The sequence below is a fragment of the Achromobacter sp. UBA5777 genome, assembly GCF_002418565.1.
GTDB lineage: Bacteria > Pseudomonadota > Gammaproteobacteria > Burkholderiales > Burkholderiaceae_B > Achromobacter > Achromobacter animicus.
In genome coordinates this window covers 1-20,790 of sequence record NZ_DIEJ01000082.1, presented here as the reverse complement: position 1 = coordinate 20,790, position 20,790 = coordinate 1, and the positions used below count along the sequence as shown (strand labels likewise).

General features: G+C 66.3%; 16 protein-coding genes and 2 pseudogenes. 8 read left to right on the top strand and 10 right to left on the bottom strand.

What is annotated here, in order from left to right:
- Nucleotides 1-63 precede the first annotated feature (63 nt).
- Together prmB and B3446_RS05715 are read left to right on the top strand one after the other, a co-directional pair.
- Nucleotides 64-969, top strand: a complete 906-nt coding sequence (gene prmB / locus B3446_RS05720; protein WP_175123432.1) for a 50S ribosomal protein L3 N(5)-glutamine methyltransferase — start codon at nt 64-66, stop codon at nt 967-969.
- Nucleotides 966-2,900, top strand: coding sequence for an ABC-F family ATP-binding cassette domain-containing protein (locus B3446_RS05715; protein ID WP_291378251.1), 1,935 nt, complete (start codon nt 966-968; stop codon nt 2,898-2,900). Before prmB ends, B3446_RS05715 begins: the two co-directional genes overlap by 4 nt.
- Nucleotides 2,901-2,993: 93 nt before the next feature.
- Here the strand turns inward: B3446_RS05715 and B3446_RS05710 are convergent, their stop codons facing one another.
- From B3446_RS05710 to B3446_RS05700, 3 genes are read right to left on the bottom strand one after another with little or no spacing between them, the layout of a single operon-like run.
- Nucleotides 2,994-3,299, bottom strand: a complete 306-nt coding sequence (locus tag B3446_RS05710; RefSeq protein WP_175123434.1) for a chorismate mutase — start codon at nt 3,297-3,299, stop codon at nt 2,994-2,996.
- 6 nt (nt 3,300-3,305) lie between these two features.
- Nucleotides 3,306-5,600 (bottom strand): UvrD-helicase domain-containing protein, encoded by a 2,295-nt coding sequence (locus B3446_RS05705; RefSeq protein ID WP_291378248.1) that lies wholly within the window; start codon nt 5,598-5,600, stop codon nt 3,306-3,308.
- A complete protein-coding gene (locus tag B3446_RS05700) occupies nt 5,597-6,733 on the bottom strand; it encodes a DesA family fatty acid desaturase (protein ID WP_409515312.1) in 1,137 nt (378 codons plus the stop codon). The genes B3446_RS05705 and B3446_RS05700 overlap by 4 nt, the downstream gene beginning before the upstream one ends.
- Between B3446_RS05700 and B3446_RS28545 the strand changes: the two genes are divergently transcribed.
- Both B3446_RS28545 and B3446_RS05695 read left to right on the top strand, forming a co-directional pair.
- Nucleotides 6,653-6,829: a hypothetical protein gene (locus tag B3446_RS28545; RefSeq protein ID WP_370633070.1), complete on the top strand. Its 177-nt coding sequence runs from the start codon at nt 6,653-6,655 to the stop codon at nt 6,827-6,829. The genes B3446_RS05700 and B3446_RS28545 overlap by 81 nt on opposite strands.
- 340 nt (nt 6,830-7,169) lie before the next feature.
- A complete protein-coding gene (locus tag B3446_RS05695; protein ID WP_291378245.1) occupies nt 7,170-7,550 on the top strand; it encodes a hypothetical protein in 381 nt (126 codons plus the stop codon).
- Here B3446_RS05695 and B3446_RS28540 read toward each other — a convergent pair.
- Together B3446_RS28540 and purN are read right to left on the bottom strand one after the other, a co-directional pair.
- Nucleotides 7,534-8,961 carry an RsmB/NOP family class I SAM-dependent RNA methyltransferase gene (locus tag B3446_RS28540; RefSeq protein WP_409558268.1) on the bottom strand — a complete coding sequence of 476 codons (1,428 nt, stop codon included), beginning with the start codon at nt 8,959-8,961 and terminating at the stop codon, nt 7,534-7,536. The two genes, B3446_RS05695 and B3446_RS28540, sit on opposite strands and share 17 nt — an antisense overlap.
- Nucleotides 8,962-10,150: 1,189 nt before the next feature.
- A complete protein-coding gene (purN, locus tag B3446_RS05685; protein WP_191575587.1) occupies nt 10,151-10,816 on the bottom strand; it encodes a phosphoribosylglycinamide formyltransferase in 666 nt (221 codons plus the stop codon).
- 146 nt (nt 10,817-10,962) lie between these two features.
- Here purN and B3446_RS05680 point away from each other — a divergent pair, with 146 nt between their 5' ends.
- The 4 genes from B3446_RS05680 to coaBC all read left to right on the top strand — a co-directional run bounded on the left by B3446_RS05680 (nt 10,963) and on the right by coaBC (nt 16,725).
- Entirely contained in the window at nt 10,963-11,928 is a 966-nt protein-coding gene (locus B3446_RS05680; RefSeq protein WP_291378241.1) for a bifunctional riboflavin kinase/FAD synthetase, read from the top strand.
- On the top strand, nt 11,918-14,785 hold the full coding sequence (ileS, locus tag B3446_RS05675; RefSeq protein ID WP_291378239.1) for an isoleucine--tRNA ligase: 2,868 nt from the start codon (nt 11,918-11,920) through the stop codon (nt 14,783-14,785). Before B3446_RS05680 ends, ileS begins: the two co-directional genes overlap by 11 nt.
- Nucleotides 14,786-14,787: 2 nt before the next feature.
- Nucleotides 14,788-15,318, top strand: coding sequence for a signal peptidase II (lspA, locus tag B3446_RS05670; RefSeq protein WP_224776674.1), 531 nt, complete (start codon nt 14,788-14,790; stop codon nt 15,316-15,318).
- Between the two features lie 210 nt (nt 15,319-15,528).
- Nucleotides 15,529-16,725 (top strand): bifunctional phosphopantothenoylcysteine decarboxylase/phosphopantothenate--cysteine ligase CoaBC, encoded by a 1,197-nt coding sequence (gene coaBC / locus B3446_RS05665; protein WP_191575589.1) that lies wholly within the window; start codon nt 15,529-15,531, stop codon nt 16,723-16,725.
- Between the two features lie 217 nt (nt 16,726-16,942).
- Here the strand turns inward: coaBC and B3446_RS05660 are convergent.
- From B3446_RS05660 to B3446_RS05640, 5 genes and pseudogenes are all read right to left on the bottom strand, one after another.
- A pseudogene (locus tag B3446_RS05660) lies at nt 16,943-17,942 on the bottom strand (Bug family tripartite tricarboxylate transporter substrate binding protein).
- A gap of 113 nt (nt 17,943-18,055) precedes the next feature.
- On the bottom strand, nt 18,056-18,745 hold the full coding sequence (locus B3446_RS05655; RefSeq protein ID WP_291378236.1) for an AroM family protein: 690 nt from the start codon (nt 18,743-18,745) through the stop codon (nt 18,056-18,058).
- Nucleotides 18,742-19,671 (bottom strand): DUF1177 domain-containing protein, encoded by a 930-nt coding sequence (locus tag B3446_RS05650; RefSeq protein WP_191575592.1) that lies wholly within the window; start codon nt 19,669-19,671, stop codon nt 18,742-18,744. The genes B3446_RS05655 and B3446_RS05650 overlap by 4 nt, the downstream gene beginning before the upstream one ends.
- Nucleotides 19,668-20,372 carry a dipeptidase PepE gene (gene pepE / locus B3446_RS05645; protein WP_175138370.1) on the bottom strand — a complete coding sequence of 235 codons (705 nt, stop codon included), beginning with the start codon at nt 20,370-20,372 and terminating at the stop codon, nt 19,668-19,670. Before pepE ends, B3446_RS05650 begins: the two co-directional genes overlap by 4 nt.
- A 66-nt stretch (nt 20,373-20,438) precedes the next feature.
- Nucleotides 20,439-20,790: pseudogene (locus B3446_RS05640) on the bottom strand (IclR family transcriptional regulator); the annotation flags it as partial.

Genomic DNA, 20,790 nt, shown 5'->3' with positions numbered 1-20,790 from the left:
GCGATTTTTTTAGCCCCCCTCCCGGGGGCGTTTTTCCGTTTTCCCCCTGGGGCGGTGAATTGAATGCCTGATACGAACGCAACCTCCCGCGAAGAACTGCAGACCGTGCGCGACCTGATCCGCTATGGCGTGTCGCGCCTGAATGGCGCCCAGGTGTCGCTGGGCCACGGCAGCGACAATGCCTGGGACGAGGCGGTCTACCTGACCTTGCACGCGCTGCACCTGCCGCTGGACACACTGGATCCGTTCCTGGATGCCCGGGTGGTGCGCGAAGAGCGCGAGCGCGTGCTTGACCTGCTGGACCGCCGCGTGACCGAACGCGTGCCCGCCGCCTATCTGACCAACGAAGCGTGGCTTCGCGGTCATCGGTTCTACGTCGACAAGCGGGTCATCGTGCCGCGCTCGCCGATCGCCGAGCTGCTGGACCAGGGGCTGTCGCCGTGGGTGCAGGATGCGCTGGCGGTCGAGAACGTGCTGGACATGTGCACCGGCTCGGGCTGCCTGGCGATCCTGTCGGCGCTGGCCTTTCCCTACGCGCACGTGGACGCCGTGGATGTTTCCGCCGACGCGCTGGAAGTCGCCCGCCGCAATGTCGACGACTACGGGCTTTCCGATCGCCTGGACCTGCACGCCAGCAATCTCTTCGACAACCTGCCCGCGCGCGAATACGACGTAATCGTCTGCAATCCGCCCTACGTGAACAGCGGTTCGATGCGCGCCCTGCCCCAGGAGTATCTGCACGAACCGCAACTGGCGCTGGCCGGCGGCGACGACGGCATGGACCTCGTGCGCCGCATCCTGGACGCCGCGCCACGCTACCTGTCGGAAAACGGCGTGCTGGTGCTGGAAATCGGCCATGAGCGCGATTTCTTCGAGGCCGCCTTCCCGCAGCTTTCGCCCGTCTGGCTGGACACCGAGGAAGCCTCGGACCAGCTCCTGCTGCTTACCCGCGAGCAACTGAGCCTGTGATACGCGCCTCTGGATTGACCCTGCGCCGCGGCACGAAAGTGCTGCTGGACGGCGCCGAATTCGTCGTAAACCCGGGTGAACGGATCGGTATCGTGGGCAAGAACGGCGCGGGCAAGTCTTCGCTGTTTGCGCTGCTGACGGGCGCGCTGGATCTTGACGCCGGCACCTTGTCGCTGCCTGCCGGCTGGCGCATCGCCAGCGTGGAGCAGGAACTTCACGCCGACGACCGCCCTGCCCGCGAGTTCGTCATCGACGGTGACACGCACCTGCGCGCGTTGCAGGCGCAGCGCGCGACGCTGTCCGACGACCAGGGCACGCAGATCGCGGAAGTGGAAGCCGCGCTGGTGGAAGCCGGCGCCTGGAGCGCCGCCTCGCGCGCCGAGCAACTGCTGGCCGGCCTGGGCTTCAAACCTGCCGAATGGACGCAGCCCGTCGAGAGCTTTTCCGGCGGCTGGCGCATGCGCCTGGCGCTGGCCCGCGCGCTGATGGCCCCGTCCGAATTGCTGCTGCTGGACGAGCCCACCAACCATTTGGACCTGGACGCCATGCTGTGGCTGGAGAAGTGGCTGGGTGCCTACGAAGGCACCGTCATGCTGATCTCCCATGACACCGAATTCCTGGATGCCGTCGCGCGGTCCATCCTGCATTTCGACCATGCCAAGCTGACGCGCTACCGCGGCGGTTATGGCGACTTCCTGACGCAGCGCGCTGAGCGCCTGCGCCAGTCCAACATTGCCTATGAGCGCCAGACGCGCGAGACGGCCCGGCTGCAAGGCTTCATCGACCGCTTCAAGGCTAAGGCCTCCAAGGCCAAGCAGGCGCAGAGCCGCGTGAAGGCGCTGGCTCGCATGCAGGTGCTGGCGCCGCTGCAGGCCGAAGCGGGCATCGACATCCGCATTCCGTCACCCGAACAGGTGCCCGATCCGCTGATGACGCTGGAACACCTGTCGGCGGGCTACACGGACGCCGAAGGCAACGCGGTGCCCATCCTGCGCGACGTGACGCTGATGGTGCGCGCCGGCAGCCGCGTGGGCGTGTTGGGCGCCAACGGGGCCGGCAAGAGCACGCTGATCAAGACCCTGGCCGAAGAGATCCCCGTGCAAGCGGGCGAACGCCGCGCCTCGCGGGGCCTTGCCATCGGGTATTTCCACCAGCACCAGCTGGACATGCTGGACGTGGACAGCACGCCGATCGCGCATCTGGCCCGCCTGGCGCCCGAGGCACGCGAGCAGGAGCTGCGCAATTACCTTGGCGGGTTCGGGTTTTCGGGGGATACGGTCACCAGCAAGGTCGGCCCCATGTCGGGCGGCGAAAAGGCGCGGCTGGCGCTGTCGCTCATCGTCTGGCAAAAGCCCAACCTGCTGCTGCTGGACGAACCCAGCAACCACTTGGACGTGGAGACGCGCGAGGCCCTGGCCACCGCCCTGGCGGACTTCGGCGGCAGCATGCTGCTGGTGTCGCACGACCGGCATCTGTTGCGCACCACGGTGGACAGCTTCTGGATCGTGGCGGACGGTGCGGTGCGCGAGTTCGACGGCGACCTTGAGGACTACCGCGACTGGCTGGCCGCCCGCAACGCGGACGAGCGGGCCGAGGCGCGTGAAAACGCTGAAAGCGGCGGCGAGCCTGTCGTGGATCGCAAGGCGCAACGCCGCGCCGAGGCCGAACAGCGGCAACGCCTGTCTGCCCTGCGCAAGCCGCTGGAGTCCAAGCTGGCCAAGGTCGAAACCGAGATGGAAAAGCTGCGCGGCAAATTGGCTGCCCTGGACGCGGTGATCGCCGACCCGGACCTGTATTCCGACGCGCGTCGCGCCGAACGCCAGAAGGTCATGGCGGAACATGGCGAACACGGCAAGCGGATGGGGGAACTGGAAGAGCAGTGGCTTGAGCTGCAGGGCTCGCTGGAAGAGATAGACCAGAGCGAAGCCTGATCCCAACGAAATCGGCCCCAATCCGGGGCCGATTTCTTTGGGCTTGCTTGTGACCTCATGCTGGCCCCGCAAGCCCTGGGCGCGCGACTGCGGTTACGAGTACGGACGTTCGCGCAGGCGGGTATGGTTGTCGATTACCGTGTCGATGACTTCGCGCAGGATGGTTTCAGCCAGATCCGGCGGCACGCCGGCTTCCAGCGCCAAACGGCGGATACGCTCGACCTGCTGGGCCTCGCGCTTGGGATCGACCAGATCCATGCCGTGGTTGGTCTTCAGTTCGCCGATCATGTCGGTGCAACGGAATCGCACGCCAAGCAGCAACATGATCTGCTGATCGATCTCGTCGACTTCGGCGCGCAGGGCCGCCAGCTCGGCTTTGGGGGAATCGTTGGTAGCCATATGTAGTCAACCCTGAACAATGTCGAGCTTGGCGATGCCCAGCGCCAACGTTTTGGCGCCTACGTCGCGAAAGTGGATTTCCGCCTGTGCGTCCTGACCCGCGCCGCTCAGACCGATGATGGTGCCGTCGCCGAAACGCGCGTGACGGACGCCCTGACCCACACGATACTGCTTGTCGCCCACCGTGACGCCGGTTGCGACGCCACGGGGTTGACGCGGCGCAATGGTGTTGGTTGGCTTGCGGCCGAAGGCATCGCCCCGGTTGCCGCCACCCCAGCCCGCGCCCGTGGCGCTGATCGGCGCCAGTCCAGCCTTGGGCGTCAGCCACTTCAGATGCTGCTCGGGAATTTCGTCCAGGAAGCGAGACCGCATCGCGTAGCGCGTCTGGCCATGCAGCATCCGGCTTTGCGCCAGGCTGATGTACAGGCGCTGACGCGCGCGGGTGATCGCCACGTACATCAGGCGGCGTTCTTCTTCCAGACCGGCGGGCTCGAGGATGCTGTTCTCGTGCGGGAACAGCCCTTCCTCCAGACCGGTGATGAACACGGCGTCGAACTCCAGGCCTTTGGCGGCATGCACCGTCATGAGCTGGACGGCGTCCTGGCCTTGTTGGGCCTGGTTGTCGCCGGCCTCGAGTGCGGCATGCGACAGGAACGCGGCCAGCGGCGTCAGGTTGTCTCCCGCAACCGGCGGCGCGTCCACCACGCCCGGCATGAGCGTCGACGACGTGTCTTGATCGGGCACCACGCCGGCGGGCATGCCGTCGTAGTTTTCCTCGGACGCGAACACGGCCGCGGCCGTGATCAATTCGTTCAGGTTTTCCAGCCGCTCGGCGCCTTCACGTTCGGCCTTGTAGTGCGCGTTCAAGCCACTGGCTTCGAGCATGTGCTCGACCATTTCGGGCAGCGGCAGCTCGCGCGTTTCTTCGATCAGGCGATGAATCAGTTGCGCGAACTGCGCCAGGTTCGAGCCGCCCTTGCCGCCGACCAGCGCCACCGCGCCATACAGGCTGGTGTCGTGCTGCCGGGCGGCGTCGGCCAGTTGCTCGAGCGTGCGCGCCCCGATGCCACGCGTCGGGAAGTTGACCACCCGCATCCACGACGTGTCGTCGTGCGGATTGGCCATCAGGCGCAGGTAGGCGAGCGCGTGCTTGATTTCCTGGCGTTCAAAGAAGCGCAGGCCGCCATAGACCTTGTACGGAATGCCGGCAGAAAAGATGGCGTGTTCGATGACACGCGACTGCGCGTTGCTGCGATACAGCACGGCGATTTCGCGGCGGTCGCTGCCTTCGTGGATGAGCGAACGGATTTCGTCCACGATCCACTGCGCTTCCATGCCATCGGACGGCTGTTCGATGACGCGCACCGGCTCGCCTTCGCCCTGGTCGGTCCAGAGATTCTTGCCCAGGCGGCCCGAGTTGTGGCCGATGAGGGCGTTGGCCGAATCCAGGATGTGACCGTAGGACCGGTAGTTCTGCTCCAGGCGGATGACGGTGCCATGCGCGTAGTCGCGCTCGAAGTCGGCCATGTTGCCGACGTTGGCGCCGCGGAACGCGTAGATGGACTGGTCGTCGTCGCCCACGGCAAAAATGGCCGCGCCGCCGCCGGCCAACAGGCGCAGCCACTTGTACTGCAGCGTGTTGGTGTCCTGGAACTCGTCGACCAGGATGTGCCGGAAGCGGCGTTGATAGTGTTCGCGTACGGGCGCGTTGCGCGACAACAGCTCATAGGCGCGCAGCAGCAGCTCGGCGAAGTCGACCACGCCTTCGCGCTGGCACTGGGCTTCGTAGAGCTGGTAGATCTCGATCAGGCGGCGGCGATGGGCGTCGTAGGCTTCGACGTCCGGCGGACGCAGGCCCTCTTCCTTGGCGCCGTTGATGAAGCGCTGCACATCGCGGGGCGGGTACTTCTCGTCGTCGACGCCGTTGGCCTTCATGAGGCGCTTGATGGCCGCAAGCTGGTCCGTGACGTCGAGGATCTGGAAGCTCTGTGGCAGGCCGGCGTCGCGATGATGCGCGCGCAGCATGCGGTTGCACAAGCCGTGGAACGTGCCGATCCAGAGGCCGCGCGTATCGATCGGCAGAATCGCCGACATGCGCGCCAGCATCTCGCGGGCGGCCTTGTTGGTGAACGTGACTGCCAGCAGCCCAAAAGGCGAAGCCTGGCCGGTTTGAATCAGCCAGGCCATGCGGGTGGTGAGCACCCGGGTCTTCCCGCTGCCCGCCCCGGCCAAGACCAGGGCGTGCTGCGGTTCTAACGTTACTGCGGCGCGTTGTTCAGGGTTTAGCTTCTCTAGCATCATGCCGCGTAGCGGCGCAGATGTTGAGCGAACTGCTCAAGCCCAGCGATGCCGCTTTGCTGGGCGCGCTGGCACCAGGCCTGCAGGTCGTGAAGAAGCTGTTCGCTGCTGGCGCTGGAGCTTTCCCAGATGCGGCCGAGTTCGCGGCGCATCTGCACCAGCGTCGACAGCGACTTGTTCTGGGCGATGGCCTTGTCCACGGCAGCCAGTTGCTCGGGCTGCAGGATATCTTCGTTGCGATGGATGGCGCGACGCACGCTGTGCAGCTTGGTGTAGCCGCATTCGGCGTTGCCTTCCTGGCGCGAAGCCTTCAGCTTGGCGAGTTCTTCGCGGGCGGCGCTCTTGATCACGTCCGCATAGCGGGCCATGACTTCGTAGCGGTGCGTGATCACGCCTTGCAGCGTGCGCAGGTCAATGCCCGTGCGGGAGTCGTCCAGCTTGAGCTTGGGCGCAACCTTCTTGATCTTGGCCAGGCCAAAGAACTTCAGGATGTTGATGTAGCACCAGCCGATGTCGAACTCGTACCACTTGGCCGAAAACTTGGCCGACGTGCCGTGGGCGTGGTGGTTGTTGTGCAGCTCTTCGCCGCCGATCACGATGCCCCACGGGAACACGTTGGTGCTGGTGTCCGGGCTGTTGTAGTTGCGGTAGCCCCAGAAGTGGCCGATGCCGTTGACGACGCCGGCGGCCCAGAAGGGAATCCAGGCCATCTGGACAGCCCAGACCGTGACACCGACGGCGCCGAACAGGGCGACGTCGATGGCGAGCATGGTCAGCACGCCCCACAGGCTGTGCTTGCTGTAGACGTTGCGCTCGAGCCAGTCATCAGGCGTGCCGTGGCCGAACTTGGCCATGGTTTCCTTGTTGTTCGATTCTTCGCGGTACAGCTCGGCGCCGCGGAACAGAACGCGCCAGATGCCGAACAGCATGGGCGAGTGCGGATCACCTTCCTTTTCGCATTTGGCGTGATGCTTACGGTGAATAGCCACCCATTCCTTGGTGACCATACCGGTCGTCATCCAGAGCCAGAAGCGGAAGAAGTGCATGACAGCCGGATGGAGATCCAGACCGCGGTGCGCTTGGCTGCGATGGAGAAAAACCGTGACCGCAACAATCGTGATGTGCGTCACGACCAAAGTGAAAACGACGATCTGCCACCAAGTCGCTTGGGTCAGGCCGCCGGCAATGAAGGAGAGGATGTAATCCATAAAGCTGTTATGAGCCTCGCATGAGAAGGTGGCTGAAAGTTTAGCGTACCTTAGCCGTCTGATGACAATCTAGTTTCAAAATAGTTATTGAGAGAAATCAAGGACTAAGACGCGGTTTTGAGCCAAAAAGCCGACCTGCGAGCGCTTTGGGCGCGCGCAGGGACTTTACTTGTGCTGCTGCGGCGGCTTTGCCCAGAGGGAGACAGCCCGAAAATCGCAGTCGCACCGGGTTTTGGCACCGTTTGGCGTTTAAAGTTCCAGTCAGGCAAACCCGCAGTCTTGAAGGCGCCACGATACCGGGGCACACTGCTCCCCGTTCCGCCCGATCACTGTCTCTTTTCTCCCACGAATGTCGCCCACCGCAATGCGTCACCGTTTTTTTACCGTCCTGGCCGTTCTCGGTGTGGCGATGTCCGCCCCGGCTTCAGCGCAAACACTGAAGTCCGGGGACGTCGCCGTCCTGGCTTCTTACTATGAGATCCGCGGGTCGGACTGCCTGGCGCTGCGGGCGCCGCGCGTGTCGATCACCCAGATGCCGACGCTGGGCAAGGCCAGCATCCAGCAAACCCGTGGCCAGTCCAATAATTCCGGGCGCTGCGCGTACAAATCGGTGCCGGTGGCCCAGGTTGTCTACCAGGCCGACCAGCCGGGTTCCGACACCCTGTCCTGGGAAGTGAAATACCAGAACAAGACCATCGGAACCCGCCGCTACAGTGCGACGGTGGGCGTTACGCCGGGTCCTTGACCGCGGTTTCCGTTTCTTTGACGTCGGAAGCTTTCACTTCGGCTTCCTCGACGGCGGTTTCATCGGCCGTGACGGTCTGAGCGTCGGCGCCCGCTTGGGCTTCGGCCTCAGCGCCATCGGCCGCGTCGATCCGGTCGTCCTCGTCGGCGAGGTTGGCTTCAGCAGCCTCGGCGGCATCCGTACCGGCGCCCTTCTTCTTGCGTTCGAACACAGCAGCGAAGAAGCCGTCGGTGCCGTGCAGATCCGGACGCAGTTGCACGTACGGGCCTTCCAGTTTCAGGGACTCGCATCGGGCGCCCAGAATTTCGGCCGCATCCACGCGTTCGAAGTCCGGATGGCTGGCCAGGAAGCGGTCGGCCTGGACTTCGTTTTCCTCGGCCAGCAGGCTGCACGTGGCATAGACCAGGCGGCCGCCGGGCGCGACACAGCGCGCGGCGCTGTTCAGGATGCGTTCCTGGAGCTGGCCCAGCTCCGCCAGCGCCTCGGGGTGCTGGCGCCACTTCAGGTCCGGATTGCGGCGCAGGGTGCCGATGCCGCTGCAAGGCGCGTCGACCAGCACGCGTTGGGCCTTGCCGGCCAGGCGCTTCACACGGGCGTCGTTCTCGTTGTCGATCACCACCGGCACCACATTCGAGAGGCCGCTACGCGCAAACCGCGGCTTGGCGCGCGCCAGACGAGCCGCCGAGACGTCGAAGGCGTACAGCCGGCCGGTCGACCGCATCAGTGCACCCAGCAGCAGCGTCTTGCCGCCGGCGCCCGCGCAGAAATCGATGATCATTTCGCCACGGCGCGGGGCGACCAGCAGGGCCAGCAGCTGGCTGCCTTCGTCCTGGACCTCGATGCTGCCATTTTCGAATTGGGGCCACCGGTTGATGGCGGGTCGGCCTTCCATGCGAATGCCCCAGGGCGAAAACGGCATCGCCGTGGGCTCATAACGGCCCGCACCTTGTTGCAGTTCCGCCAGCATGGCGTCGCGCTCGGCCTTGAGCGGGTTCACGCGCAGGTCCAGGCTGGCCTGTCGGTTCAGGGCTTCCACCAGCGTTTCCGGGCTTTCCATGGCGCTCAGGCGCTCGTCCAGCCAATCGGGAATGCTGCCGCGCACGGCGCGGGGCAAGGTCGCGACGTCGATCCGCGTCACGCGCTGCAGCCATTCGGCTTCGGCCGCGTCCATGCCTTCTTGCAGGACCTCGGCGCCCAGGGTCGCATTCAGGCCCAGGATGGCAAGACGGCGCGACGCGGGGCCGACACCGCTTTCGCCGTACTGGCGGTAGCGGCGCAGGTGGCGTAGCACGTCATAGACGGCCTCGGCGACTTCGGAACGGTCGCGTGCGCCCAGGTTCGGGTGATGGCGCAGCCAGTGCGAGAGCGCGGCGTCGGCCGGATAGGTCCATTGCAGGATTTCGCCCAGCACGCGCTGCACCTGATCGATGCGGATGGCCGCGTGCGACAGGCGGGGTCGATTGGACTGGGGCTTTTGCGGGGCATGATCGCGCTCGCCGCCGCGCGACTCGCCGCGCTGGCCGCCGAAGGAGGAGCGGGAATCCGAACGTCCCTGCTCATCACGGCGGTCCTGGCCGTACGAATTGCGTTCACCGCCACGGCTTTCGCTGCGATCCTGTCCATACGAACCGCGTTCGCCGCCACGGGCACCGCCGCGATCTTGTCCATAGGAGCCGCGACCTTCGCCTCGCTGGCCGCCGAATGAGGAGCGCGAGTCCGGGCGCCCCTGACCTTCACGACGATCCTGGCCGTACGAACCGCGATCACCGCCACGGCCTTCGCCACGATCCTGGCCGAAGGAGCCGCGACCCTCGCCGCGCTGGCCGCCGAACGACGAGCGCGAGTCCGCGCGTCCCTGACCTTCACGGCGGTCCTGGCTGTAAGAACCGCGTTCGCCGCCACGGCTTTCGCCGCGATCCTGGCCGAAGGAGCCGCGACCTTCGCCGCGCTGGCCGCCGAACGACGAGCGCGAGTCCGGGCGCCCCTGACCTCCACGGCGATCCTGGCTGTACGACCCGCGTTCGCCGCCACGGCCTTCGCCGCGATCCTGACCAAAGGAGCCCCGGCCTTCGCCACGCTGGCCGCCGAACGACGAGCGGGAGTCCGGGCGTCCCTGGCCTTCACGGCGATCCTGGCTGTACGAACCGCGTTCGCTGCCTCGGCCTTCGCCGCGATCCTGACCATAGGAACCACGCCCTTCGCCACGCTGACCGCCAAACGAGGAACGCGAATCCGGGCGTCCCTGCCCTTCGCGGCGGTCCTGGCTGTACAAACCGCGTTCGCTGCCACGGCCTTCACCGCGTTGACCGCCGAACGACGAGCGGGATTCGGGGCGGCCCCGGCCCTCGCCGCGGTCCTGGCCGTAGCCGCCGCGATCGCTCGTGCGCTCGTCGCGCGCGCGGTCGCCGGATTCGGCCCGGTCACGCGGCGCCGGTTTACGGGCGTCGCCCTTGGGACGCGAGAAAAAAGACCGGCCGTCGCGGCCTTCCGAGGCGGCGCCGAAGGAGCCGGCCGGGCGGGAACGCGGGGATTGGGGTTTAGTCATGGTGTATTCCAGTAGGGCGGAAGCGTTCCGCCCGAAAAATGCTTTTCAGGGCCGTTCAAGCGGCCGGCGACCAGGAAAAAAGGCGCACGGGGTCGCCCTGGACGGCCACGCGGTGATCGTTTGTCAGGGTAACCCGGCCTTCGGCAAGCCAGCGAACGGCAGCCGGAAAGGCCTGGTGCTCAACGGCCAGCACGCGCTCGGCCAGCAATTCAGGCGTGTCGCCCGCCAGGACCGGCACGCAGCCCTGGGCGATGATGGGCCCATGGTCCAGCACCGGCGTGACGAAATGCACCGTGCAGCCATGCACGCGCACGCCGGTCGCCAGCGCCTGCGCATGGGTGTGCAGGCCAGGGAATGCGGGCAGCAGCGAGGGGTGGATGTTGACCAGCCGGCCGGCGTAATGATTGACGAAGCCGGGCGTCAGCACGCGCATGAACCCGGCCAGGATGACGTAGTCGGGCGTATAGCGATCGATTTCGGCGGCCAGCGCGGTATCGAAGGCTTCGCGGCTGGCGTAGTCCTTGTGATACAGGGCTGCCGTGGGGATGCCCTGCGCGGCGGCCCATTCGAGGCCACCGGCGTCGGGACGGCTGGCGATCACGGCGGCGATTTCCGCCGGCCAGTGTTCGTCGCGGCAGGCCTCGGCCAGCGCCTGCATGTTGCTGCCCCGCCCCGAGATCAGGATGACGAGGCGGCGCTTGATAGAAGAAGTTTCCGGCAAGATGAACAATTCCAAGGGAAAACGGGCGGTTCCGGTCCCGAAATCAGGCGCGCGCCCTGCGCACGCCGTGCCCGCAAAGGTGGCTGAGTGCCCCCTGCGGCCAGGATACGAACAAACCCGTAATCCAAAATTGTAAACTCTCGCTCGTGAAACCATCGCTGCGCATCTACCGATCCCTGCCCCCGCCCGAACGGCGCGCCCCTTGCGCGCTGACAATCGGCAATTTCGACGGCGTCCATCGCGGGCACCAGGCCATGCTTGCCCGCGTCTGCCAGGTGGCCCGCGAACGCGGGCTGACGCCGGCCGTGATGACGTTCGAGCCGCACCCCCGGGAATATTTCGCCACCCTCAACCAGCGTCCGGAACTGGCTCCGACCCGCATTTCGGGGCTGCGCGACAAGCTGGCCGCGCTGGCGCGCTACGGCATATCGCAGGTCGTGGTCGAGCGATTCAATGCCCGGCTGGCTGAAATGTCGGCCAACGCCTTCATCGAGCACCTTCTGGTGCAGGGACTGCAGACCAAGTGGCTGCTCGTGGGCGAAGATTTTCGCTTCGGGCACAAGCGCAGCGGCGATATCGACCTGCTGCGCGAAGCCGGCATGGTGCATGGCTTCGAGGTCCAGACGCTGGCGGACGTGACCGACCATCAAGGTCACCGCATTTCCAGTTCCGAGGTGCGCACCGCGCTGGCCGTGGGCGACCTGGAGCGCGCGCGACATCTGCTGGGCCACCCGTTCCATATCAGCGGGCACGTCATCCACGGCCAGAAGCTCGGCCGCACGCTGGGCTATCCCACCATGAACCTGCGTGTGGCCGAACGCTGCGCCGCGCGATCGGGCATCTACGTGGTGCAGGTTCACGGGCTGGCCGACCGCGCGCTGCCGGCGGTGGCGAGCCTTGGCGTGCGCCCGACGGTCGAGGACCGCGGCAGAGTGCTACTTGAGTCACACCTGCTCGACGAGTCCGTCAACGCTTACGGTAAACTCGTACGCGTTGAATTCCTGCAAAAGCTGCGGGACGAAGAAAAATTTCCTGATCTCCCTTCCCTGACTGCCGCCATCGCCGAAGACGCGCGAAACGCGCGCGCCTATTTTGCCGTTCATGGACTATAAAAAGACCCTTAACCTGCCCGATACCCCCTTCCCCATGCGGGGCGACCTCGCCAAGCGCGAGCCCGCCTGGATTGCGCAATGGGAGGAAAACCACGTCTACCAGGCGATCCGTGCGGCCAGCCGCGGCCGGCCGCGCTTCGTGCTGCATGACGGCCCGCCCTATGCGAACGGCGACATCCACATCGGCCACGCGGTCAACAAGATCCTGAAGGACATCATCGTCAAGAGCCGCAACATGGCCGGCTACGACGCGCACTACGTGCCCGGCTGGGACTGCCACGGCATGCCCATCGAGATCCAGATCGAAAAGAAGTACGGAAAGCACCTGCCCGTGGCGGAAGTGCAATCCAAGGCCCGCGCCTACGCCCTCGAACAGATCGATCGCCAGCGCAAGGACTTCAAGCGCCTGGGCGTGCTGGGCGAGTGGGATCGTCCGTACATGACGATGAACTACAGCAACGAGGCCGACGAGATCCGTGCGCTGGGCCGCATCCTGGACAAGGGCTACGTGTTCCGTGGCCTGAAGCCGGTGAACTGGTGTTTTGACTGTGGCTCGGCGCTGGCCGAGGCCGAAGTCGAATACGCGGATCGCGTGGATCCCGCCGTCGACGTCGCGTTCCCGTTCGCCGACCACAAGCGGCTGGCCCAAGCCTTCGGCCTGGATTCGGTGGACGACGGCGCCATCGTGATCTGGACGACCACGCCCTGGACCATCCCGTCCAACCAGGCGCTGAACGTCCATCCCGAAATCGAATACGCGCTGGTGCGGGTCACTTCCGCTGCCACGCCCAAGTTCGGCCCCCTGCTGCTCATCGCCAAGGAACGCGTCGAAGCCTGCCTGAAATCCTGGGAGCTCGAAGGCGAAGTCATCGCCACGGCGCCCGGCGAGGCCCTGTCAGGCATCGAGTTCCGCCATCCGCTGGCGCAGCTCAACGCCGCCTACGATCGCAAGGCGCCCGTCTACCTGGGCGACTACGTCACGGCCGACTCCGGCACCGGCGTGGTGCACTCGGCGCCGGCTTACGGTATCGAAGACTTTGTGTCGTGCAAGGAGCACGGCATGAAGGACACCGACTTCATCAGCCCGGTGATGGGCGACGGCAAGTACGTGGACAGCCTGGCGCTTTTTGGCGGCCTGTCGATCTGGGACGCAAACCCCAAGATCGTCGAAGCGCTCAAGGAAGCCGGCGCGCTGATGCAAGTCGAAAAGCACAAGCACAGCTACATGCATTGCTGGCGCCACAAGACGCCGATCATCTACCGCGCGACCAGCCAATGGTTCGCGGGTATGGATGTCGCGCCCAAGGACGGCAGCCCGACCCTGCGCGAATCGGCGCTGGCCGGCATCGACGCCACGGCGTTTTACCCCGCGTGGGGCCGCGCCCGTCTGCATGCCATGATCGCCAACCGTCCGGACTGGACCCTGTCGCGCCAGCGCCAGTGGGGCGTCCCGATGGCGTTCTTCGTGCACAAGGAAACCGGCGAACTGCACCCGCGCACGTCCGAATTGCTGGAACAGGTGGCGCAGCGCGTCGAACACGGTGGCATCGAGGCCTGGCAGGCGCTCGATCCCCGTGAACTCCTCGGCGACGAAGCCGACCAGTACGAAAAGAACCGCGACACGCTCGACGTCTGGTTCGACTCGGGCAGCACGCACGCCACGGTGCTGGGCGGCAAGGACGGCGAATTCGCCGGCTCGCACGGCGCCGAACTCGCCTGGCCGGCCGACCTGTACCTGGAAGGCTCGGACCAGCATCGCGGCTGGTTCCATTCGTCGCTCCTGACCGGCTGCATGCTGTACGGCCAGCCGCCCTACAAGGCCCTGCTGACGCACGGCTTCGTGGTGGACGGTCAGGGCCGCAAGATGAGCAAGTCGGTCGGCAACGTGATTGCCCCGCAGAAGGTGTCGGATTCCCTGGGCGCCGAAATTCTGCGCCTGTGGGTGGCATCCACCGACTACTCGGGCGAGCTCTCCATCTCGGACGAAATCCTGAAGCGCGTGGTGGAAGGCTATCGCCGCATCCGCAACACGCTGCGCTTCCTGTTGGCCAACCTGGCCGACTTCGATGCGGTGTCGCAATCGGTGCCTTACGGCGAACTCTTCGAGATCGACCGTTACGCGCTGGCCATGACGGCGCAGATGCAGTCGGAAGTACAGGCCAACTACGAACGCTACGATTTCCATCCGGCCGTCTCGCGTTTGCAGACGTTCTGCTCGGAAGACCTGGGTGCGTTCTACCTGGACATCCTGAAAGATCGCCTCTACACGTCGGCCCCCGACAGCCGCGCCCGCCGCTCGGCGCAGACGGCCCTGCTGGACATCACGCAGACGCTGCTCAAGCTGATGGCGCCGATCCTTTCGTTCACGGCGGAAGAGGCCTGGAAGGAACTGGTTGCCTCCGCTTTGAAGAACCAGGCCGACGCAGCCCGCGCCACGATCTTCACCGAGGTCTATCACGTGCTGCCGCCGTTTGCAGACGCCGATGCCCTGACCGCGAAGTGGACGCGCCTGCGCGCCATCCGTGCCGAGGTCCAGCGCAAGCTGGAAGAAGTGCGCACGGCGGGCGATATCGGTTCGTCGCTGCAGGCCGAAGTCGACCTGTACGCCAACGGCGAAGACCAGCAATTGCTGGCCAGCCTGGGCGACGACCTGCGCTTCGTCCTGATCGTCTCGCGCGCCGCCGTGCATGCGGGCGAAGGCGACACCCGCATCGAGGTCACGCCGTCGGCCCACAAGAAGTGCGAACGCTGCTGGCACTGGCGCCTTGACGTCGGCCAGGACGCCGATCATCCCGAGATCTGCGGCCGTTGCGTGTCCAACCTGTTCGGCTCGGGCGAAGCCCGCGACAAGGCTTGAACATGGCCCGCCCCGCCGAATCCGGAGCGACGGGCGCCGCTCCCACCCGCGTCGCGCCCGCGCGCGTGGGTGGCTGGCTGGCACTGGCGTTGCTGATCATCGTGCTGGACCAGCTGACGAAGGTGTACTTCAACACGTCATTCCAGTACGGCGAGCGCGTCAACATTCTGCCCTTCTTCGACTTCACGCTGGTGTTCAACCGTGGCGCCGCCTTCAGCTTCCTCGCTTCCGAAGAAGGCTGGCAGCGCTGGCTGTTCACCGGACTCGGTGTCGTGGCGGCGGTGGTCATCGTATGGATGCTGCGCCGCACGCATGGCCAGCCGCGTTTCAGCCTGGCGCTGACGCTCATCCTGGGCGGCGCCATCGGCAACGTGATCGACCGAGTGGTCTATGGCCACGTGGTGGACTTTCTGCTTTTCTACTGGAACGACTGGCAGTTCCCCGCCTTCAACCTGGCGGACGTCGGCATCACCTGCGGTGCGGTGCTGCTGGTGCTGGACGAACTGCTGCGCGCCCGCAAGCCGCAAGCGTGACGCGACGGGGGGGGGCATCGCCCCCCTTTTCGCAGCCGCTTTCTGCGCCCCTTTCTGCTTGCATCAGGCCAACTCCCATGCCGCGCTACCGAGGCTTTCGTCCGGTTTGATGCCCCCTCTAATGCATGACGAACGGCGCATTGCGGCAATGCAGAATAAAATCCCTCTCACTTCCACGATTACGCGGCGCTAACCCGCCGCCCCGTCCTCATGCTCGATCTCGCCCGCAAACGCATCGTCCTCGGTCTGACCGGGGGCATCGCCTGCTACAAAATCGCCGAGCTGGTGCGGCGCATGACCGAACAAGGCGCCACGGTGGACGTGGTGATGACCGAGGCGGCCACGCACTTCATCACGCCGGTCACCATGCAGGCGCTGTCGGGGCGCCCCGTATTCGTGGACGCCTGGGACGCGCGCGTGCCCAACAACATGGCGCACATCGACCTGACGCGCGGCGCGGACGCCGTGCTGATCGCGCCCGCCAGCGCCGACTTCATGGCCAAGGTGGCGCACGGCATGGCCGACGACCTCCTGTCTACGCTGTGCGTGGCCCGCGCCTGTCCGTTGCTGGTGGCGCCCGCCATGAACCGCGAAATGTGGGCCAACCCGGCCACGCAGCGCAACGTCGAAACCCTCCGCGGCGACGGCGTCACCGTGCTGGGACCCTCGGCGGGCGAACAGGCCTGCGGCGAAACGGGCGACGGCCGGATGCTCGAAGCCCATGAGATCCTGACCGACCTGATCGCCTTCTTCCAGCCCAAGCTCTTGGCCGGCCGCCACGTGCTGCTGACCGCAGGCCCCACCTCTGAACCCGTGGACCCGGTGCGTGTGCTGAGCAACCGGTCTTCCGGCAAGACGGGCTATGCGCTGGCTCGCGCCGCCCGCGAGGCCGGCGCCCGTGTCACCCTCATCACCGGCGCCACCTTCCTGCCCATTCCACGCGGCGTAACCGCCCTGCCCGTCACCACCGCGCGCCAGATGCACGACGCCGTGATGGCCAGTGTGGGCGATGCCGATATCTTCATCGCCGTCGCCGCCGTGGCCGATTGGCGCGTCAAGAACGTCAGCACGCAGAAGCTGAAGAAAACCAGCGAAGGCGGCGGCGCGCCGCTGATGGAGTTCGAACCCAACCCGGACATCCTGGCCGAAGTAGCCAAGCTCGAAAATGGCCCCTGGTGCGTGGGCTTTGCCGCCGAAACCGAAAAGCTGGCCGAGCACGCCGAAGCCAAGCGCACGCGCAAGGGCATCCCGCTGCTCGTCGGCAATCTGGCGCACAAGGTCATGGACGCCGATACCACCGAATTGGTGCTGTTCGATGCGCAAGGCACGCACCCGCTGCCCGCCGGCAACAAGCTGGATGCCGCGCGCCGTCTCATCGCCGAGATCGCGGCGCGCATGCCGGTCTGACGCGGCGGCGCATTGCCGCGCTACGCCGTGCCAAGCCTGCGCAAGCGCCGATTGGCCTGCGCAAGCTCCGATGAGCCTAGGCAGTATCCGATAAGCGCCGGCCTGCCGCGCGTCATGCTCCGACGAGCCGCCTCTTCTCCGACGCTCCAATAAAAAACGCCAGGCCCTCTCGGGTCTGGCGTTTTGCTTTGCAGCGGTTCTAGCCGCTTGCGACGCCTTACTGCTCCAGGCTGATGTTCGCGGCCTTGACGATGTCCGCCCATTGCTTGCGGTCGTTTTCAAGGAACTCGCTGAACTTCTCGGGCGTCATGCCGGTGACGGGTTCCGAACCCAGGCCGGCCATCTTCTCGATCAGCGCGGGTTGCTTCAGCACGTCCTGCAGTGCGGCGTAATAGGCGGCCAGCACGTCGGCGGGCAGACCGGCGGGCGCGAACACGCCTTGCCACGTCGGCATGTCAAAGCCCTTCAGGCCTTGCTCGTCCAGCGTCGGCACGTTGGGCAATTGCGCGGCGCGCTTGATCGACGCTACCGCAATCGCCTTGACCTTGCCTTGCGACGCCAACGGCGCAGCGGTCGAGATGTTGTCCATGGTCATGGCGATGTGGCCGCCGAGCAGGTCGGTGATCACCGGCGCGGCGCCGCGGTAGGCGGCGTGCGGCACCTTGACGCCCAGCTTGTACAGCATGGTCTCGGCGATCAGGTGGTTGGAGATGCCGACGCCCGCAGTGCCGTAAGTGGCCGTGGGCGTCTTCTGGAAATACTCCTTCAGCTCGGCCAGGTTGTTGGCCGGCACGTCCTTGTTCACGATGACCACATTGGGCTGCACCGCCGCCAGCGTGATGGGCGTGAAGTCGGCGGGCTTGTAGTTCGTGCCCTTGGGATTCAGGACATGCGTGATGGCCATGGAACCTGCCGCGGCGATGCCGATGGTGTAGCCATCGGCGGGANNCGGCGGGCGCCTGGCTCAGGCGGTACGCCATGATGTTGCCGCCAGCGCCGGCCAGGTTCTCGACGACGACCGGCTGGCCCAGGCGGGCCGACAGCGGCTCGGCCAGCAGGCGGGCCAGCGTATCGGCTGAGCCGCCGGGCGCGAAGCCCACGAGCAGGCGCACGGGTTTGGCGGGCTTCCAGGCGTCGGCGGCATACGCCGAAGTGGCCGACAGCGCGGCGACGGCGAACAGGGCGCCAGCGGCGCGGTGCAGGGTACGGCTGATCATAAAAAAACTCCCAACGATTGATTGACGAAGTCGGCTTCGTCTCCTCTCGCCGCTCGCCCGGTCCGGCCGCGCGAACCTGTGCGGCCGGAACTTCGGGATTGCATCCGGCGGCGTTATTCCAGTATTTGAGCCAGGGCCTGCGCAACCAGGCGGTTGGACAACAGCACGGGGCGGCCCGATGCCTGCGCCACGGCTTGGCGCATGGACTGCGCGTAGCCCATGCAGTGCATGACGATCAGATCGCACGACGCCAGTTCGCGTCCGGCGGCCTCGAAGTTGCGGGCGGCCTGCAGTGCGTCGGCCTCGTAAGGCGACGCGTGCACGACCTGCGTTTCGCATTCCAGCGGCACGGCCATGTGAAAGGCGTCGACCTGCGCTTCCAGCGGAACCACCAGCCCGATCTTGCGGCAATGCTGTGCCAGGCCCGCGACCAGGTGATCCACGACCTGCTGCGGCTCCACGACCAGGGTGCGCATCGGCGCGATGGCCGTGCCGGTGCACAGCGGGACCAGGACGTCGTAGCCCTGCCCGTCCGCCTGGCGCATCACGTCTGCCAACCGCGCTTCGGCGGCGGCTGCATCCAGTTCGATCTGGGAGCCGTCGCGCATGCGGGTCGCAAAGCGGTACTCGCGTGGGCGCGGCGCCAGCGCGGACAGTGCGGCGGCGTCCAGGCCATCGAGCGCGCCGAACTCGTCGATGCGCACATGGGCGCCGAGCACGGGCGCCATCTCCGGCACCACGTCGCTGCGCGGCGATTGACCGATGGTGAAGAACGCGACGCGGCGCGGTGTGCGTGCGCTCATTGCGCGGCTCCGTCTTCGCGGCCGACGGTCTGCAGGTGCGCCATCGAACCGTAGCGGGCCTGCAGCGCGCCCCACTCGGCGTCATCGAAGAAGGTCATGGCGCGCTGCCCGTAGAGCTTGGCGATCTCGATGCAGAAGCGCATGGCGACGTCGGCATCCACGGCGTTGGTGACGCCCGTGGCGCAACCCGGCACGGTGGTCTGCGCCGTCAAGGCCACGCCGACGACCGGCGCGTCCGTGACGATGGCCGGCTGCATCAGGGAGTTCACGTGCCACAACCCGTTTTCGTAGGGGGTGATGTCCTGCGTGGTCAAGGGCAGCGTCACCGGCAGTTCACCGCTGACCCAGCCCATGACGTCCAGCATCGTCTCGGGGATGCGCAGCAGATAACCCTGCTTGGCGACTGGCGTGAGCGCCACGCCGCGCTTGTTGACCAGGCGGTTGCCGCGCGTCGTGTCCACCGACAGGATCGCGTCCATGCGCGGATCCACTTCGTGCGACATCATCTCGCGCATGGGGAACGGCGAGCGCATCATCGGCACCGGATGATGCGGGCGCGTGCCGGCGCGCGGGCAGATGTGGGTGCGGATGCGGACCGTGCCGGGCAGCACGTCGCCCTGCTTCGCCATCGCCATCAGCTTGAGCGCGGCGGCAATCGCCACGACCGCACCGTCGCTGTCGGACACCAGGCCCGTCACCGCGGGGCGCGCGCCGATGCCGCCCAGCCGGCCGACGATGCCCAGTTGCGGGGCCGAATCATCCAGGCCGGGAATGACAATGGACAGGAAATCCGTGGCCAAGCCGTCACGCGCAAGATGCGTGACCTCGACTTCGCAATTGCCGGCTTCGCGTAGCACCTGCGCCACGGATTCGCCCGTGACGTGCGCGGACGACAGCAGTTCGATGACGTCGATCACCTGCTTCATGCCGGAATCTCCACCGGGCCGGGACGGAACATGCGCGGTTCTTCGCGGCCCAGGAAGAGCGGCGCGTCGTGCGGGCCGACCAGCGCGATCTTGGCGCCGCGCACGCGCAGTCCTGCGCCTTCGGGCAGGCCCAGCACCGGCATGGCCGGATTCAGCGTGCAGAACTCGGCAAGGCGCTGGGCGCGGGTTTCGCCGCGGTGGCCGGGAGGATGCGCGTTGGTGTAGTGCGGGTTGATCTGGAAGGACACCAGCCCCAGTGCGTCGAAGCCTTTCGGGTCGGTGATAGGCATGTCGTTCGTCGTGCAGATGGTGGGGCACGTCAGGTTGGAGCCCGCGCTCCAGCCCAGGTAGGCCGCGCCCTCGCGCACGCGGCGCGCCACGACGTCGAGCAGGCCTTGGCGGCGCAATTCGCCCAGCAAGTTGAACGTATTGCCGCCGCCCACGATGATGACCGATGCGCCTTCCAGTGCCGCGACCGGATCCTGCGCGGTGTGCAGGCCCTGGATGGCCAGGCCCGTGTCGGCCAATGCCGACGTGACCAGCGCCGTGTAGTCGTCCCAGTTGCGCGTGACCCCCGCGAACGGCACGAACACGGCCGGCGCGCCTTGCGGCAGGGATTCGATCAGTTCGCGGATGTCGGCCATGGCGTGCACCAGATAGCCGGCGTCGCTGCTGGAATTGCTGAGGAGCAGAAGGTTCATGAATGAGGTCCGATAGGTGATGGTTCTGGTTGCGGCGGTGAGGCCGCCACAAGGCATTCAGTAGGGTCAGTTCAGCCAGTAGGGATCGTTGAGCTCGCGGCCAAGCGCGCCGACGTGTTGCAGCACGGACTCGCGCAGCACCGCCACGCGCGCCGCATCAGCCTGGAACGAGACAAACGACAGGCAGAGCCCGCGCAGTTCACCGGTGGCGGGGTCGCGCACGGCAGCCGCCACGGCGCCGATGCCCGGCATGGCCTGGTCGATCGCCACGCCGCAATGGTCCGCGCGCGTCTGCGCCACCAACGCGGCCAGGTCACCGACGGTAGCCGGACAGTCTCGTCCTTCCATCGGCAGCGACTGGGCGGGATCGGCGCCATACAGGGCCTGGAATTCGGTGTCGGTCAGGCGCGACAGCAGC